Origin of the sequence: Psychrobacter sp. G, from assembly GCF_000418305.1 — a bacterium.
GTDB classification, from domain to species: Bacteria; Pseudomonadota; Gammaproteobacteria; order Pseudomonadales; family Moraxellaceae; genus Psychrobacter; species Psychrobacter cryohalolentis.
Genome location: NC_021661.1, coordinates 2,313,345 through 2,330,106 on the forward strand (window position 1 = coordinate 2,313,345; position 16,762 = coordinate 2,330,106).

At 42.5% G+C, this 16,762-nt stretch carries 14 protein-coding genes; 7 read left to right on the forward strand and 7 right to left on the reverse strand.

Features of this window, described 5'->3' with window-relative positions; translation table 11 throughout:
* The first annotated feature begins 81 nt into the window (after nucleotides 1-81).
* Nucleotides 82-408 (forward strand): DUF779 domain-containing protein, encoded by a 327-nt coding sequence (locus tag PSYCG_RS09655; protein WP_020444032.1) that lies wholly within the window; start codon nucleotides 82-84, stop codon nucleotides 406-408.
* A gap of 205 nt (nucleotides 409-613) precedes the next feature.
* A complete protein-coding gene (locus PSYCG_RS09660; RefSeq protein WP_020444033.1) occupies nucleotides 614-2,257 on the forward strand; it encodes a GMC family oxidoreductase in 1,644 nt (547 codons plus the stop codon).
* 48 nt (nucleotides 2,258-2,305) lie between these two features.
* Here PSYCG_RS09660 and PSYCG_RS09665 read toward each other — a convergent pair whose 3' ends face one another.
* A complete protein-coding gene (locus PSYCG_RS09665; RefSeq protein ID WP_020444034.1) occupies nucleotides 2,306-3,322 on the reverse strand; it encodes an NERD domain-containing protein in 1,017 nt (338 codons plus the stop codon).
* A gap of 257 nt (nucleotides 3,323-3,579) precedes the next feature.
* Here PSYCG_RS09665 and PSYCG_RS09670 point away from each other — a divergent pair, with 257 nt between their 5' ends.
* The gene (locus PSYCG_RS09670) at nucleotides 3,580-4,182 is read left to right on the forward strand and encodes a YceI family protein (RefSeq protein ID WP_020444035.1); all 603 of its coding nucleotides are present in this window, start codon (nucleotides 3,580-3,582) and stop codon (nucleotides 4,180-4,182) included.
* Between the two features lie 81 nt (nucleotides 4,183-4,263).
* On the opposite strand, the gene tkt is transcribed toward PSYCG_RS09670, so the two are convergent.
* Together tkt and serS are read right to left on the reverse strand one after the other, a co-directional pair.
* Nucleotides 4,264-6,261: a transketolase gene (gene tkt / locus PSYCG_RS09675; protein WP_020444036.1), complete on the reverse strand. Its 1,998-nt coding sequence runs from the start codon at nucleotides 6,259-6,261 to the stop codon at nucleotides 4,264-4,266.
* Between the two features lie 312 nt (nucleotides 6,262-6,573).
* The gene (gene serS, locus PSYCG_RS09680) at nucleotides 6,574-7,860 is read right to left on the reverse strand and encodes a serine--tRNA ligase (RefSeq protein WP_041772620.1); all 1,287 of its coding nucleotides are present in this window, start codon (nucleotides 7,858-7,860) and stop codon (nucleotides 6,574-6,576) included.
* A gap of 450 nt (nucleotides 7,861-8,310) precedes the next feature.
* Between serS and PSYCG_RS09685 the strand changes: the two genes are divergently transcribed.
* Nucleotides 8,311-8,973, forward strand: a complete 663-nt coding sequence (locus PSYCG_RS09685) for a YcxB family protein (RefSeq protein WP_020444038.1) — start codon at nucleotides 8,311-8,313, stop codon at nucleotides 8,971-8,973.
* A 241-nt stretch (nucleotides 8,974-9,214) separates the two neighbouring features.
* On the forward strand, nucleotides 9,215-9,700 hold the full coding sequence (locus PSYCG_RS09690) for a Dps family protein (RefSeq protein ID WP_020444039.1): 486 nt from the start codon (nucleotides 9,215-9,217) through the stop codon (nucleotides 9,698-9,700).
* A 93-nt stretch (nucleotides 9,701-9,793) separates the two neighbouring features.
* On the opposite strand, the gene PSYCG_RS09695 is transcribed toward PSYCG_RS09690, so the two are convergent.
* From PSYCG_RS09695 to PSYCG_RS09705, 3 genes are all read right to left on the reverse strand, one after another.
* The gene (locus PSYCG_RS09695) at nucleotides 9,794-10,495 is read right to left on the reverse strand and encodes a DUF2057 family protein (RefSeq protein WP_020444040.1); all 702 of its coding nucleotides are present in this window, start codon (nucleotides 10,493-10,495) and stop codon (nucleotides 9,794-9,796) included.
* A 55-nt stretch (nucleotides 10,496-10,550) separates the two neighbouring features.
* Nucleotides 10,551-11,363: a DnaA regulatory inactivator Hda gene (gene hda / locus PSYCG_RS09700; RefSeq protein ID WP_011514174.1), complete on the reverse strand. Its 813-nt coding sequence runs from the start codon at nucleotides 11,361-11,363 to the stop codon at nucleotides 10,551-10,553.
* A gap of 272 nt (nucleotides 11,364-11,635) precedes the next feature.
* Nucleotides 11,636-12,742, reverse strand: a complete 1,107-nt coding sequence (locus tag PSYCG_RS09705) for an AI-2E family transporter (protein ID WP_020444042.1) — start codon at nucleotides 12,740-12,742, stop codon at nucleotides 11,636-11,638.
* A 363-nt stretch (nucleotides 12,743-13,105) separates the two neighbouring features.
* Between PSYCG_RS09705 and purM the strand changes: the two genes are divergently transcribed.
* Nucleotides 13,106-14,155, forward strand: a complete 1,050-nt coding sequence (gene purM / locus PSYCG_RS09710; protein ID WP_020444044.1) for a phosphoribosylformylglycinamidine cyclo-ligase — start codon at nucleotides 13,106-13,108, stop codon at nucleotides 14,153-14,155.
* Complete coding sequence (gene purN / locus PSYCG_RS09715) at nucleotides 14,155-14,847, forward strand: phosphoribosylglycinamide formyltransferase (protein ID WP_020444045.1); 693 nt, start codon at nucleotides 14,155-14,157, stop codon at nucleotides 14,845-14,847. The genes purM and purN overlap by 1 nt, the downstream gene beginning before the upstream one ends.
* 141 nt (nucleotides 14,848-14,988) lie before the next feature.
* Here the strand turns inward: purN and PSYCG_RS09720 are convergent, their stop codons facing one another.
* Nucleotides 14,989-16,368 (reverse strand): NAD-dependent succinate-semialdehyde dehydrogenase, encoded by a 1,380-nt coding sequence (locus PSYCG_RS09720; protein WP_020444046.1) that lies wholly within the window; start codon nucleotides 16,366-16,368, stop codon nucleotides 14,989-14,991.
* Nucleotides 16,369-16,762: the final 394 nt, after the last annotated feature.

The window sequence follows — 16,762 nt, forward strand, 5'->3', positions numbered from 1 at the left end:
ATAAATGCAATCTATCGTAAGGTAGGTTGCATTTTTGCTTTAGTAAAGCATGAGCTATCCATAAATGATAAGGAAATTATTATGAACGTCACGGCGACAGAATCCTGTAAAGAGCTAATCGAACTATTAAAATCCAAGCATGGCGAATTGATGTTTCATCTATCAGGAGGCTGCTGCGATGGCAGCTCACCGATGTGTTATCCATTGGGTGAGTTTAAGGTTGGCGGGCAAGATGTGCTGGTCGGTGAGCTCAGCGGCTGTCCGTTTTACATGGGCAAACCTCAATACAAATTGTGGCAACATACCGATCTGACCATTGATGTTGTCAATGGACGTGGTGCCAGTTTTTCACTTGAGATACCCGAAGGCAAGCGATTCATTGTGCGTTCAGAAGTCTGTGCGGTCTAACATTTAATAACAGACAATAAGATATCAGACTTACTACGCTACCCTTTTTATTACCCAAACAATTGATATATATGAAAATTTATAACAACCTTATACCTTGTAGTCATTTTTACTTCATTATTGCAGCAAAATAATAGATACTCTAAAGCGTAAGCTATTTCAATAAATACGTTTTAATGAGCATGGATGCTACAGGGAATATAAAATGGAACTTGATGGAAACTTTGATTACGTCATCGTTGGTGGCGGTTCAGCTGGCTGTGTGCTTGCCAGCCGATTAACAGAAAACCCAGACATCAGTGTCTGCTTGTTAGAATATGGTGGTGAGGGCAAAGACTTGGCAGTTCGCGTACCTGCTGGACTGATTTTGATGGTGCCGGGCAAGCCACTAAAATTAAACAATTGGTGCTTTCACACTACTCCGCAAACACATCTCAATAACCGACGCGGCTTTCAACCGCGCGGTCAATGTTTGGGTGGCTCCTCCGCTATCAATGCCATGATTTATACGCGTGGCAGTGCGCTTGATTATGAACGCTGGGTTGAGCAAGGTTGCACAGGCTGGGGTTTTGATGATGTACTGCCTTACTTTATCAAATCAGAAAACAATATCCACGGCGCGGACGGGCTGCATGGTGATAGTGGACCACTGCATGTCAGTGATTTACTAAGTCCACGCGATATCTCAAAAGCCTTTGTAGAAGCTGCTATTGCCAATGGTTTAGATCAAAATGATGACTTTAACGGCAAAAAGCAAGACGGTGCAGGATTATATCAAGTCACCCATTTTCATGGGGAAAAACAAGGTCAACGCTGCTCTGCGGCAGCGGCTTATCTACATCCAGTACAAAGCCGAACTAATTTAACCGTTATCACCCACGCACAAGCCAATCGCGTCATCTTTGATGGCAAGCAAGCGACTGGTGTGGTCTATGAAAAGGATGGTGTCGACCATACCGTGATGGCACGTCACGAAGTCATCTTATCAGGTGGTGCTTTTGGCTCACCCAAAGTTCTGATGCTATCAGGCATTGGTCCTGCTAAACATTTGCAGTCTCATGGCATCGATGTATTGGTAGATGCACCCGACGTTGGCGGTAACTTACAAGATCATTTAGATGTCGTCTTTGATTACGAGGTCAATACTACCGATGTCATCGGTCTTGGTATAGCAACTATTTCAACCTTGACCAAAAGTATTCGGCAATGGCGAAAAGATGGCACAGGTCTGTTATCTACCAATTATGCAGAAGCAGGCGCGTTCTTTAGCGTCGGTGACGACCCACAAGAATGGCCAAATACCCAGCTGCATTTTGTGATATCTCGCGTGATTGAACACGGACGTGATCTTAGACGGGGTTTTGCCGTTTCTTGTCATACCTGCTATTTACGCCCTGAAAGCCGTGGTACGGTCAGACTCGATTCTGCCAATCCCTCTGACGCCGTATTAATTGATCCAAACTATCTCTCGCATCCGAAAGATGTAGAGTATATGGTTGCTGGTGCAGAGCGTACGCGCGCCATTATGCAAGAGTCGCCAATGGCCAATTATATCACCGAAGACTACCCTGCCCCTTATATCGAAAAAGACGGCATGCTTGGCTATATTCGCAACAAGTCGGACACTATCTACCATCCGGTGGGCACTTGCCGCATGGGCTCAGATGAGAGCTCAGTGGTTGATTTAGAATTAAAAGTACGCGGCGTAAATGGACTAAGGGTCATCGATGCTTCAGTGATGCCAACCTTAATCAGTGCCAATACCAATGCACCGACGATTATGATTGCTGAAAAAATAGCAGACCTTATCAAGGCGAATCACGTGCATGCTGAGTCAGTCCCTGCTTAACATAGTTTAAGATGATTAATCGAGCCCAAAATCAAGTTTCATTTGGGCTCAATTTGTATTGACTACTCCGCGACATTTTGGAAATTGGCTACAACCAAAAAAGGTCTGCCCAAGATGTGCGCCTTTTTTTGCAACGCGTTTGACCATCTCACTATTACATCTCGGGCAAGTTGGTGCTTGGATGAAATTAGCTATATTGTCTATCGCCACAAGTGTCGCAGGGTAATGCACTTGTGGCTCAGTCTCTATAACCTCAAAGGGTGTGAGAAAAACCTTATCAGTAATATCATGCGGCGAACTTATCTGCTGAGTACTCAAACTATCAATTGGTAAATCGCTAGATTCAATCTCAGTTTGACCAGACCATCGATGCACTTCTCTGCTTTTCAGCCTGGCTCGTTTAGCGGTTTCTTTTACTATCGGTTCAGATGTAGACTTATCAGTAGTTGTAGCAACTGACTTACCATTAGAGTTATTGCTAGACGACTTGCTTGGATTGCTATGCTTATCCTTTAGATAGGCTTTGTGCTCTCTATTAGTGCGCCACGACTTACTAAATCTATTGCTTTCAATCTGAGCAACGATGGATGTGACCTCGTCTTCAGTAAGTATCTCATCCTGCTTTCTTTTAATATAAGACACCATCCCACTCGTCAATACGTGCTCCGGTAACTCATCGCGAGTTTTTAGCTCACATTCACCGATGAACGCAATCATCGAATGAAAGTAGCTCATATCTAATGCTAATAAATCCGCGAGCGTTTTAATATGCAAATAATTCTGACGTAATGGATTTTGGAATTTATACTTGCGACCCATAATGACTTGCGTCCACTGTCTTTGCGCCTCATTACCAAATATCCAGCCTTTATAGTTTTTGGTTTCGATGACAAAGATGCCGTATTTAGAAACAATGACATGGTCGATTTGGGTACTACCACCATTGGCTAATGGCAAAGTGATATTATTTAAACGGTGATAAAGGTCTTTTTCTAGCTTTAACCACATGGCAACATTAATGACTGTTTCGCCTAAGACACCTTTGAAGCTGGACATGAGGGACATAATCGTCTTCCAATAAAAAAGATAAAAACACTTATAATTAAAATAGCATGCTGTCTGTCTTAAACCATTTACCTAACACGCCTCAAGCGCTTATAACTTTAATAGTACATTGAAATCGCTTAATTGTAGTAGGATATCGCCTTACTATAGTCGATTGATTTTAAAAAGAATAGAGCACGGATTAATTACTATAGAACCACTTGAATTAAATTATTTTAACTACTGATATACCTCCTATCTCTCTTTGGATCAGACATATGACCACACCTGTCACCTCTTTGCTGAAAATCACACTCAGCAGCTGCCTACTATTATCATTACCAGTCATGGTATTGGCGGCGACCGTTCCGCAAAAATGGAAACTGGACGTCCCAAAGACCAATGTAGAATTTGAAGTCAATTATTTGGGTAAAGCCACGACTGACGGCAGGTTCAATAAGGTCAATGGCGCCATCAATTATGACGTCAATAAACCTGCAAGCACGACCATTAATTTTACCGTTTTTACCAATAGTATCGATACTGATCGCAGCTTGAGAGATTCATTTTTGCGCCGAAAGGAGCTTTTGAATACGAAACAATATCCGACGATGACTTTTGTTTCTAAAAAAGTCAGCATGATAAGTGCTAAAGAAGCCAATGTGACCGGTGATTTTACGGTATTAGGTCAAACCAAACCTTTGACGGTGAGAGTAACGTTATCAGATGTAGAGAATGATCCTGTCACCTCTAGACCTACCTTAAAATTTCGCGCGACGGGTTTGGTAGATCGTTACAACTACGGGGTTACTGCTTTTCCAAAAGTGATTAGCAATATCATCCCACTTGAGATATCAGGGAAACTGATTGCTACTAATTGATTTTAAATAGCTTAAAAAATAGTCAAAAAAAAGAGTTGCTAGAAGTCCTAGCAACTCTTTTTTTTGAGCAGTTTTAAATACTTACACCAAGCTATTTACCGCCTCAACTACCGCGTCAGTCGTGATACCAAACTCTTTATATAGCTCATCAGCAGGCGCTGATTCACCATAAGTCGTCATGCCAATCACTTTACCGTCTAAACCAACGAACTTATACCAGTAATCGACGTGTGCCGCTTCTACAGCGACGCGGGCGCGAGTATTGGCAGGTAATACGGCTTCACGATAATCAGCATCTTGCTCGACGAAGATTTCTGCACATGGCATAGAGACCACACGTACACCGACGCCATTTTCGCTCAAGGTCGCGTAAGCTTGCATAGCAAGACCGACTTCTGAGCCAGTTGCGATGATAATCGCTTGTAGCTCGCCTTGCTCTTTTGCAAGTACATAACCACCTTTGGTGATATTAGCAACTTGCTCAGCATCACGTGCTTGATGTGGCAAGCTTTGACGGCTGAAAATCAAGGCAGATGGATTATTTTCTGATTTAATTGCCTCAACCCAAGCACTAGCAGATTCAGTCGCATCACAAGGACGCCATGTACGTAGATTTGGCGTGGTACGTAAGCTGGTCAATTGCTCAACTGGCTGATGCGTTGGACCATCTTCGCCCAGACCGATTGAGTCATGGGTATAGACATGAATCACACGCTGCTTCATGAGCGCGCCCATACGTACCGCATTACGTGCGTATTCCATAAACATCAGGAACGTCGCAACATAAGGAACAAAACCGCCATGCAGTGCGATACCGTTAGCAATCGCCGTCATACCAAATTCGCGCACGCCATAATAGATATAGTTGCCAGCGTCGTCGTCTTGGATACCTTTGGCGTCTTTAAATAGCGTGAGGTTTGAGCCTGCTAAATCCGCTGAGCCACCAAGTAATTCTGGCAGTAATGGCTGTAAGGTATTGATGGCATTTTGGCTGGCCTTACGACTGGCAACATCACCGCCCTGCTCTTGAGTTTGCTGGATATACTCTTGCGCTTTTTGCTCAAAATCAGCTGGTAAGTCACCCTCTAAACGACGAAGCAAATCAGTTGCTAACTCTGGATAAGCCTTCTTATAAGCGTCAAAGTTCGCGTTCCAGTTTTTCTGTAAGACGTCGCCTTTCGCTTTACCATCCCACGCTTGATAGATTTCATCATCTAGCTCAAACGGCGCATGCGTCCAAGATAATGCATCACGGGTTAAAATGATTTCATCATCACCTAGGGGCGCGCCATGACTGGCTGCTAAGCCTTGTTTGTTTGGGCTACCAGCGCCAATAGTCGTTTTGCAAATGATTAAGCTTGGCTTAGTCGTCTCTTTAATCGCTTGCTCAGTCGCTTGCGTAATCTCATCGGTATCATGACCATCGACCTTGATAACTTGCCAGCCATAAGACTCAAAGCGCGCTTGCGTATCATCAGTGAACCAACCGTCGACATCACCATCAATTGAGATGCCATTGTCATCATAGAAAAATACCAATTTGCCAAGCTCTAACGTGCCAGCCAATGAGCAGACTTCATGGCTAATACCTTCCATCAAGCAGCCATCGCCTAAAAACGCATAAGTATGATGATCGACAATATTATGACCATCACGATTGAACTGCGCTGCCAACGTTTTTTCTGCAATTGCAAAACCAACCGCATTGGCAATACCCTGACCTAATGGACCAGTGGTGGTTTCAACACCTGGCGTATAGCCAAGCTCTGGATGACCCGGCGTTTTAGAATGTAACTGACGGAAACCTTTTAGGTCATCAACGCTAACGTCATAGCCTGATAAATGTAGCAATGAGTAGATCAGCATCGAGCCATGACCGTTTGATAAGACAAAACGGTCACGGTTGTGCCAGCTTGGGTCAGCAGGATTATGCTTCAAAAACTTGCGCCACAAAACTTCGGCAATATCAGCCATGCCCATTGGTGCACCCGGGTGCCCAGAATTGGCTTTTTGAACCGCGTCAAACGACAGTACGCGGATGGCATTGGCTAATTTACGTTCGCTAATTGGAGCTGGCATAGAGTGTCCTAATATTCGGGTAGAAGTATGGAGGATAAGAGGAGAGTTTACTCAGAGGGTCATAAAATAAGGACGCAATAGGCGCCCTTAACGAATAATCTGTAAATACAGGGGTAATATTAACATATTTGCACTCTATCTAGCGCAAAAATGCGCTGACAGAACCGTTCGTATTTAATAATAATTTGTATCAGTTTTATCAATTTGACGGATACCTACTGTAATAAAACACAATCGGCGAGCCTGAATACCAACTCACTAATTGCATCACTCATCAAATAACTATATGTCAAAAACCCACATATCAAAAAACTATAATAAAATGGTGTCAGCACCGCCCATAAACGGACGCAATACTTCTGGAATCGTAATACTACCATCAGCATTTTGATAATTTTCCATCACTGCCAATAATGTACGACCTACTGCTAAACCCGAACCGTTTAAGGTATGTGCAAGACTGGTTTGTTTACCATCTTTAACACGTGTACCCATACGGCGTGCTTGGAAATCGCCGCAGTTTGAGCAGCTTGAGATTTCACGATAGGTATCTTGGCTTGGCAACCAGACTTCGATATCATAAGTTTTTTGGGCGGCAAAACCCATATCACCTGTGCACAGTTTAACGGTGCGGTATGGCAAATTAAGCTGCTGTAAGATAAATTCTGCTTGTTCAGTCATCGCTTCAAGCAGCTCATCTGATTGTTCAGCTGTGGCAATATTAACCATCTCAACTTTTTCAAACTGATGCTGACGAATCAGACCACGGGTATCACGACCATGCGAGCCAGCTTCACTACGGAAACACGGCGTATGCGCGGTAAACTTTAATGGCAGCTCTTTGATGTCCAAGCGCTCACCACGTACCAAGTTGGTCATCGGTACTTCTGCAGTTGGAATCAGATAAAAATCCATGTCATCATTATTCGTATGATTGGTCAATTTAAATAAATCATCTTCAAACTTAGGCAGCTGACCTGTACCTTTTAAACTTTCAGAATTAACAATATACGGCACATAAGTTTCAGTATAGCCATACTTGATCGTATGGGTATTGAGCATAAACTGAATCAAGGCGCGATGCATCTGCGCCAATTGTCCTTTTAAAACATTAAAGCGACTTCCTGTAAGCTTGGTTGCTGCTTCAAAATCGAGCATACCAAGTGTCTCACCAATATGCGTATGATCTTTAATTTCAAAATCAAACTCACGCGGTGTGCCCCATTTACGTACTTCGACGTTATCGTCTTCTGATGTACCAACTGGCACATCTGCTGCTGGGATATTTGGAATTTGCATTGCCGCTTGGCTAATGCGCTCTTGTAAGGTACGTAGCTTGTCTTCAGCTGTCTTAATCTCACCACTGACACTTTGCATCTCAGCAAGCAACTCACTAGCATCTTCGCCAGATTTTTTAAGCGTGCCAACTTGTTTTGCGCCTGTATTACGGCGCGACTGCAACTCTTCGGTCTTTACTTGTAGCGATTTACGTTCGTTCTCAATATTTTGCCAGAACGCTATATCAAGCGTATAACCACGGGTGGCCAATTGCTGCTGTAAATCTGTTAAATCGCCGCGTAAGAGTTTTGGGTCTATCATAATAGGTGCCTGTCGCGCTAAAAGTGGATAAAAGGTGTGAAAATAATGAAAATCTGAGCTCGATTGCCTGATTTTGCTTAAAATTAGATGGTAGCCGCTATAATACCAAGCTGCGGCTGTTTTGACCATGTTTTGGCAGTTTTTTGCCCATCTCTTGACTGAGTTTTGAACTTCTATTCTCTTAATCTTTACATAGGAAATAGTTATTCGTATTAACGTGCTAATAATATAACTTAAGGTCGCAAGCTCTCTATAAATGTGACTTACCTTTACTAATGGCTTAAATATGGTGTCTATTAGCGAACAGAGTGGCTTATATGTTTCATTTAAGGGCGATTTTCGGTAAGATAAGCGCATATCTTTATTCTATTTCCAGCCAAATATTACCTTGTTGTCGACGTTTGGCGCTTTTAATTTAACGTTTTCACTATAAGTCTTTGAGAAACCTTTATGGCTCTGTACCCCTACACGCTGCAACCTGTTGCCTTAAACCTAACCGAGGCAGAATTCCACCAAGCACAGTATGAGCTATTTTCTAGTGCCAGCCCGTCATTTGGTCTGTCGAGTATCAAGCTTAAAGAATGGATTATCATGGCAGTCGCTGTGGTTTTAGCCATTGCTGGGCTGGTTTTTTTGACCGGTTATTCGACCATTATTTTTTGGCTGATGCTAGCAGCCGTTGTTATTTACCTACTGGTTCGTACGCTTGGTTTTAAATGGTATGTGAAAAGAGAGTTTGAAAAGCAAGTCGCTGAGCAAGAAATGCCTGATGAGATGCGCCAAATGAAACTAGGTGTACAGAAGCATGGTCTGGTAATGGCAGTGCCGGTCAATCAGTCAGATATGTTTAGTAGCAATCAGATGCGCGGTATGCAGATGCGTGCAGGTAGCACCCAACAAGCGGTGATTCCTTGGAGCGCTGTGAAGAGCTGGGATGAGACCGACGACTATATCTTTATGATGTTTGAGATGAAAGGTCAGCAAGGCAGTCAGATTATTCCTAAACGCTTGCAAGCTCAAAAATTCCCTATCGATACAGTACGCCAGCATTTATTAGAAGTAGTCGCAGTAAAAGGTCTGAACTCTGAAAGCTTACAGATACCTGCTAAATAGGCTTATTGCTTTCTGTTAGACCAAGGATTTAGTTGTTTTATAAAATATATTACAAATTTTAATTTGATTAATTTAACTTATTTTTGCATGCTTGCTACAATAGTAAGCATCAAAGGTTGAGTAACGCGTAGTAAGCGGTTATTTAGGCTTTAGTTTAATAATCGCTCGCTATAAATTGCTTAAGTTTAAAGGTTTAATAACTTGATGTTTGAACCCTACACTCAATGAAAAGGATAATATAATGAGTAACAATAATAACGACACTAACCAGATCGGTCTAGAAAAAGCAGATATGAGCGAAGTCATCAGCAAGTTAAATGGTCTGCTATCTAGCTATCATATGTTTTATATCAATGTTCGTGGTTATCATTGGAACGTCAAAGGTGAGCATTTCTTCACTTTACATCCAAAGTTTGAAGAGCTATATACCGCGCTGCAAATCCAAATCGATGAAATCGCTGAACGTATTTTGACCCTAGGCGGCACACCGTTACATGCTTATAGCGATTTTGCTGAGCATACCAGCATTCAAGAAGATAAGAACGTTAAAGACGGCACTACTTGTGTTAAAGGCGTTGTGACAGGTTTACAAGAGCTAATTGAAGAACAACGTCAAGTATCGACTCTAGCAGCAGAAGCAGAAGATCAGGGTTCAGCGGATCTTGTTGATGCTTATGTACAAGAGCAAGAAAAATTAATATGGATGTATAATGCTTTTTTGGGCTAAAAGCTGAATAGTCACAAAATCTAAGATATAAAAAAAGCACCTAATATAGGTGCTTTTTTTATGTGCAATCTTTTTACTTTTTTATCTCAAAGCTTACTTTTGCATCCATTGACGCATTTTTTCACGCTCAGCAGGTGTGGCTTGTAGCCAAATTTGCATAAACTGATCAAGTGAACTGGTAGATGCGTTGACACTTGTCGTTTGCGTCACAGTAGCACCTGTAGTTGCTGACTTGTTAGTACTTACGGATGGCTGATCGAGTGCAGCTATCGCACGCTGGTTTTGTAGCTCAGCATCACCGCTACCACCGAATACGCCACCTAATGCTTTACCAAGACCTGAGAATAAGCTATTGCTATTACCACCGACACTTTCTTGACTGGCAATGATGGTGTTATTACTTTGTATCGCAAGCGTTGGACGCTCAGCATACTTCTTGGCAGCTGCATAGTCTTCTGGCTGATTTGGCATGGTTAAGCGATAGGTCTGATTGTCTGCCAATTCAGCGGCAACACTGACGTTACCTGAACGCAAATAATCATGCTCATCACGGCGCAGATCATAAAGACGATCATATTTAGCGGTAATCACATGCTTACCTGGCTGCAAGGTAAATGACTTGGTCAATGGCTGAAGAAGACTCTGTGTCAGCTCTTGACCATTAATTGCCGTCACTTTAATATGATCATCGACCACTAAAGTAACTGCTGCTTGAGACAGCATAGACACAGAAGCTGCCCCAACAAACACAGCGCTGATAGACAGTTTTTTTAGCAAAGACGCATTTGATTTCATAATTTTTCCAATAGTAGTAAAAAGCATTTCGGATAGAAAGTTTGTATTCTGACTGCTAAAAATCAAGTGGCATCGTATGCTGAGTATGATGGTCTTGATCAGCGGCATCATTGTCTACTTGCGATTCCTGTGCGATATCAGCAAGTTCAGCAGCAAGCGTCTGCTCATCAATCGTACGCAGCGCGTCAGCAATGACCGCTTTTGATATATTACTACGACCCAAGTTGGAGAACATGGGTTGAATGTAATTGAGCACCTCCATCATTGCGCCAATACGATGCGGTCCTTCAGTGAGCAGATAATTGGTAATACGTTCATCAAACTGCCAACCACGTCTGCGTAATATTGACTGTAATAATGCTTCGCGGTCTGCAAAATCATGTCCTGTCGGTACTTTAAATGAGGGCGCTTGTGCCAAACGGGTGAGCAAATCTCTCAATTGAAACGGTAGCTCGGATGCAGGCTTATTAGCGGCAAATAAAAGTTGGCGCTGCCCTTCGCGGCTACGATTGATCAGATGAAATAAAGCTTCTTGCCATTGACTGTTTTGTTCAATGACTTCCAAATCATCGATCGCAATCAAAGAGAAATTTTCTAGCGATGATAATACATTGACATCGGTATGAATCAGCTCGTTTAACGACAGACAAATCGCTGACTTGTCCATCTCAATAAACGACTCACAAATAGCGGATAATAAGTGCGATTTGCCAGTAGCAGGACTGCCAAATAGGTACAGCTGCCCTATCAGGCCGACATGGAGCTGCCGTACTGCATCGATAATAGACATCCAACCCGGACCGGCGAAGTCGCTGAGACTTGCATCATGCTTTATGTCCAGATTGAGACTTAGCTGTGCTTCTGCCATGAATCATCAACTCGGTTTGCGTAGCACAATCAATAAAAAGGCTAAACGACTAATATACTTATAAACTGACTTTGGTAAAATTCATTTTAGCCAAAGCCAACCTAGTAAAGGTCAATACCGTTACTACTGCGCCTATATATAACATATTTGCAAAATGACTGACAAGTCTTTTACCCATAACACCCAATCAATCCTGTTTTATCACGCCGGCAAACGACTATGATATGCCCTGTCACCTGAAGGACTTCATGGCAGCTATACATACAACAACATTATTTTTTTTCAAACAATGCCAACTGCTTACGACCTTTATAAAAGTCAGTCGTTTGATAATGAGTATAAAAATGACGGAATAACACGTTCAAGACAGCAGACACTGGCAGCGCAATCAGCATACCAACGAAACCGAGCAAACTTGCACCTGCCAGTACCGAAAATATTACCCATAATGGCGATAGACCAATTTTGTCGCCCAATAGTAGCGGTTGCAAGATATAGCCTTCGGCAGCTTGTCCAATCAAGAATGCGCCAGCAATCAAGGATAAATACGTCCAATCTAGGCCAAACTGAAACAGACAGGCAATAATCGCGGCAACGAAGCCAATACCAAAGCCCAAATACGGTACAAAGCTAGCAATACCTGCAACCATACCAATAATCAGCCCAAGCTCAAGCCCGATAAGCTGCAATTGCACAGCATAAATAGCACCTAGTAAGACCATCACCAATAGCTGACCTTTAATAAAAGCCATCAAAGCACGGTCACACTCTTGCGCAATTTGAATCACTTTTTTACAGTATGGCGCAGGTATCGCCATTTTCCATGTATGTAAGCGTTGATCCCAATTAAATAAGAAATAAAAGGTCAAAATCGGCACCAGGACAATCAGCCCAGCATTATTGATAAAGTTCATGCTAGACGCCAGTATTTGGCTCATCATGGTACCAGCATCTTCAAACTTATAATTGGTTTGCATGTATTCAACCAAGGTCTCAGAGAAGCCCTTAGACTCAAGCTCTGGTAGACGAATACGGCTATTACTAGCAAACCATTCACGGACGACTTCATTATACCAAGTCAAAAGCTGTGGCAGATAATCCCATGCTGCTTGCAGCTGATGCCACAATGTCGGTATCAACCACCAGAGTAGTAGCACCATACTCAACGTAATCGTCGAATACACAATAATAATGGCAATCCAACGTTTGATATATTTTGATAAGCGTTTAACCAATGGATTAAACAAATAAGCCAATACAAAAGCAAAGACAAACGGCACAATGACCGGCATCATTAAATACAATAAAACCATAGCCACAACAATAGCAACGACGATAAATAGGCGTCGAAAAAAGGGGTCTATTGATTGGTTTGTCATGAAGGCTAGTCCTACGAATGGGCTTATTTAAAAGAGTGATTTGATTTAAAGTTGATAATAGATCTTATTGAACGACAACATTCCAATAGCAAACAGTTATTGACCATAATTTTAGCCTTCTATTATCGCAGAGTCCTATAAAAAAGCCGTCATTTTTTGTTTCTTAATTTTCATGTCATCTTTATTGCCGTCTTTCTGAAATATTAGATAGATATCAAGCAAATTTAGGTCAAATAAAAGCAAGTTGTTTTGCGAGTAAGGGTGATTTTTGGGTATAATGCGCGCACAATCTGCAAAATTCATATGACCGACACGCGTTTTTACTGACTGACCTTCATTCCCTATAAAATTTGTGAGATGACCATGAGTAACAAGCCTTCTTTAAGCTACAAAGATGCTGGCGTTGATATTGATGCTGGCGATGCGTTGGTGCAACGTATTAAATCCGTGGCAAAAGCCACCTCACGTCCTGAAGTGGTGGGCGGACTTGGCGGCTTTGGGGCGCTTTGTCGCATTCCGACTGGTTACACCTCACCGTTATTAGTTTCAGGTACTGACGGTGTAGGCACTAAGCTTAAACTGGCATTACAATTGAACCGACATGACACCATTGGTATCGACTTGGTCGCCATGTGCGTCAACGACTTATTGGTTTGCGGTGCTGAGCCTTTGTTTTTCTTAGACTACTATGCAACTGGTAAGCTTGACGTCGATGTTGCAGCTACTGTTGTTACGGGTATAGGTGAAGGCTGTAAATTATCAAATTGCGCACTTATCGGCGGCGAAACGGCTGAGATGCCAGGCATGTATCAGGACGACGATTATGACCTAGCGGGATTCTGCGTCGGTGTGGTTGAAGAAGCGGAAGTTATCACTGGCGAAAATGTGGCTGAAGGCGATGTACTGATTGCCCTTGCTTCAAGTGGCGCGCATTCTAATGGCTACTCATTGGTACGTAAAGTCATTGAAGTCAGCGGTGTGGATGTGACTAGTAGCAATGAGCAGCTAGATGGTCAGTCTATCCAAGATGCCTTAATGGCACCGACACGTATTTATGTTAAAGCGATCAAAGCCTTGCAAGATACCCTTGGTAGCTCAGCCCTACATGCGATGTCACATATCACTGGCGGCGGCTTAACCGATAACCTGCCACGTGTATTACCTGAAACGCTAGCCGCTAGCATCGATACCAATAGCTGGCAGTTCTCAGAGCTATTCACGTGGTTACAAACCCAAGGTAATATCGAGCAAAGCGAGATGTACCGTACCTTTAACTGCGGCGTTGGGTTTGTTATCGTCGTACCAAAAGATAAAGCAGATGCTGCTATCCAAACCTTGAATGATGCTGGCGAAAAAGCATGGAAATTAGGTGAAATGGTCAAGCGTGAAGCGGATGCAGTGGTGTACCGTTAATGCTAGCCAATAATACCAGTCATGCCAACAAGCCATTACGCATTGCTGTTTTGGTATCTGGTAGCGGTAGCAACTTACAAGTATTGATTGATGCCATGCAAGCTGGTGCGCTACCAATTGAGATTGTCGGCGTTATTAGCAACCGTGAAGACGCTTATGCCATCACACGGGCAAAAGATGCTGACATTCCTGTGGCGGTCTTATCTCACGTTGCTAGCGGCAAACGCATGGGCATCAAAACTTTTGAGACCCATGCCAGCGCTCAGCTTGCCCTATGGCAGCCTGACTTGATTGTCCTTGCAGGTTTTATGCGTGTTTTAAGTGCTGGATTTATTGATAACACGCCAGCACCAATGATTAATCTGCATCCTGCGCTCTTGCCTGCTTATAAAGGTTTGGATACTCATCAGCGTGTTATTCAAGCAGGTGAGCGTCAGCACGGCTGTAGCATTCATGTCGTTACCGCTGAGCTCGACGCGGGCGCTGTACTAACCCAAGCCTGTCTAGAAGTGTATCAAAAAGATACTGCTGGCAGTTTGCAAACGCGCGTGCAAAAGTTTGAGCATCAGCTGTTACCTTGGACAATTTTGCTATTAGCCAAAGGTGTATTGTCGTTGAACAACGAGCAATTATTAAATCAGCAACACACCTGTATGCCGATGCTACCTTTTAAGCTATATTTAAACAGTTAAAACAATGGCAACAAGCACAGAAAGATAGCACTCATTTAAAACTATCGACCACAAAAAAGCCCAGTCACTCAATTTATGAATGACTGGGCTTTTCAATATCTAACATTTAGAGCGTTTTAACTTCAGCATTTGTACGTGTTCTTAACTGTTATGAACATGTACACCTTTGATGTTTACAAATTCTTTAATACCGAAACCACCATGCTCGCGACCATGACCCGAGTTTTTCACGCCACCAAAGGGTAATGCTGGATTTGCAAGGCCATAACCATTGATATAGACCATACCCGTATCAAACTCTTCATTAGCTAGACGAATAGCTTTGTCTTCGTCTTTAGAGAAGATAGCACCCCCTAAGCCATAACGGCTGTCGTTAGCAATACGTAAAGCATCGTCTTGATCTTTAGCACGTATTAGTGATGCTACTGGACCAAATAGCTCATCATCATAAGCTGGTTGACCTTTTTCAACATTTTCCAAGATAGTCGCTGGATAGAAGCTACCTTTACCTTCTGGTAATTTACCACCAACAGAGATAGTAGCGCCTTTGCTTACGCTCTCCTCTACTTGCGCATGCAATTTTTCTTGCAGATCTTTACGCGCTAGTGGACCAAGATCAGAGCTGTCATCCATAGGATCGCCGGCTTTTTTACTTGCAAACTCTTCAACGATGCGCTTACGGAACTCGTCATATAAACTGTCGACAACGATAAAGCGTTTTGCAGCAACACAAGTTTCGCCATTATTGATAAGACGCGCTAAAGTACAAGTTTGTACTGCAAGCTCTAGGTCAGCATCCTCTAAAACGATAAATGCATCATTTGAACCCAACTCTAAGACTGCTTTTTTGATTGCTTTTGCTGCTTGCTGACCGACGATGCTACCTGCACCATCACTACCAGTAAGCGTCACACCGCGTACTTTATCATTACCAATTAACTTTTCTGACTGAGCATGATCAATGAGAATCGTACGGAACAAATCCTTAGGTAAGTCAGACTCATGGAAGATTTTTTCAATTAATAAGCCAGAACCAGTCACGTTTGCTGCGTGCTTTAGCAAAATACTGTTACCTGCCATCAAATTGGCGATGGTATAACGGAACACTTGATAAGCTGGAAAGTTCCAAGGCTGCATACCGTAGATAACGCCAATGGGTTGATAAGTGACAATACCCTTTTTGAGACCTTCGATGTCACGTTCATCATCAGCAAGTGCTGCCACACCTTTCTCTGCCGTATAATCACAAATCGCTTTACACAGATCAATTTCTTGTAGACTCTGACTATATAGTTTACCGCGCTCCTCAGTCATAAGACGGGACAGCTCCTCTTTGTACTTCATCAAGGTCTCGCCGATAGAGTTAATGACCTTCGCACGCTCTTCATGGCTAGTTTTACGCCATTCTAGAAACGCTTGGTGCGAGGCTTCAACAATGTTGTTGACCTTATCGTTACTCATATAGTTATATTCTTTAATGTCTTCGCCTGTTGCTGGGTTTACAGTAGTAATATCTGCCATGATTATTATCCTTATTTATTAGAATGTCTTTAGTATATAAAACAACCTATTGCTAACAGCTCAACTTTATAGAACAACTTAACAATAGAGATTTTATTCATCATTTTTCTTAATGTTTGACTATCATAACAAAGTGCTTGGTGAGTAGGTTTACAAGTTATAAAGAATTGTGAGTAAGATGTTAAGAATGTGACGGTGTTACTAAGCAAACCTAAATCTTGTATAGAGCCTCTCATGCAGAGAGTTTTGACAACTTTAGACAAATAAAAAACCAGCACGATGGCTGGTTTGATATAGTCAGAGAAAAGTAATATCGATACATCAAGTACTGCTGATATTAATTTTTCTTGCTTGCTGTGCCTATGCAGACAGAGGCTGCAAAAAATTTATACCA

Excerpts from the sequence above, each read along its gene's own strand:
- hda (WP_011514174.1), bottom strand. The coding sequence starts at position 11,363 with ATGGCAGAAGCACAGCTAAGTCTCAATCTGGACATAAAGCATGATGCA.
- PSYCG_RS09720 (WP_020444046.1), bottom strand. The coding sequence starts at position 16,368 with ATGGCAGATATTACTACTGTAAACCCAGCAACAGGCGAAGACATTAAA.
- PSYCG_RS09665 (WP_020444034.1), bottom strand. The coding sequence starts at position 3,322 with ATGTCCCTCATGTCCAGCTTCAAAGGTGTCTTAGGCGAAACAGTCATT.
- PSYCG_RS09660 (WP_020444033.1), top strand. The coding sequence starts at position 614 with ATGGAACTTGATGGAAACTTTGATTACGTCATCGTTGGTGGCGGTTCA.
- PSYCG_RS09705 (WP_020444042.1), bottom strand. The coding sequence starts at position 12,742 with ATGACAAACCAATCAATAGACCCCTTTTTTCGACGCCTATTTATCGTC.
- PSYCG_RS09670 (WP_020444035.1), top strand. The coding sequence starts at position 3,580 with ATGACCACACCTGTCACCTCTTTGCTGAAAATCACACTCAGCAGCTGC.
- PSYCG_RS09690 (WP_020444039.1), top strand. The coding sequence starts at position 9,215 with ATGAGTAACAATAATAACGACACTAACCAGATCGGTCTAGAAAAAGCA.
- PSYCG_RS09655 (WP_020444032.1), top strand. The coding sequence starts at position 82 with ATGAACGTCACGGCGACAGAATCCTGTAAAGAGCTAATCGAACTATTA.
- tkt (WP_020444036.1), bottom strand. The coding sequence starts at position 6,261 with ATGCCAGCTCCAATTAGCGAACGTAAATTAGCCAATGCCATCCGCGTA.
- purM (WP_020444044.1), top strand. The coding sequence starts at position 13,106 with ATGAGTAACAAGCCTTCTTTAAGCTACAAAGATGCTGGCGTTGATATT.
- PSYCG_RS09685 (WP_020444038.1), top strand. The coding sequence starts at position 8,311 with ATGGCTCTGTACCCCTACACGCTGCAACCTGTTGCCTTAAACCTAACC.
- purN (WP_020444045.1), top strand. The coding sequence starts at position 14,155 with ATGCTAGCCAATAATACCAGTCATGCCAACAAGCCATTACGCATTGCT.
- serS (WP_041772620.1), bottom strand. The coding sequence starts at position 7,860 with ATGATAGACCCAAAACTCTTACGCGGCGATTTAACAGATTTACAGCAG.
- PSYCG_RS09695 (WP_020444040.1), bottom strand. The coding sequence starts at position 10,495 with ATGAAATCAAATGCGTCTTTGCTAAAAAAACTGTCTATCAGCGCTGTG.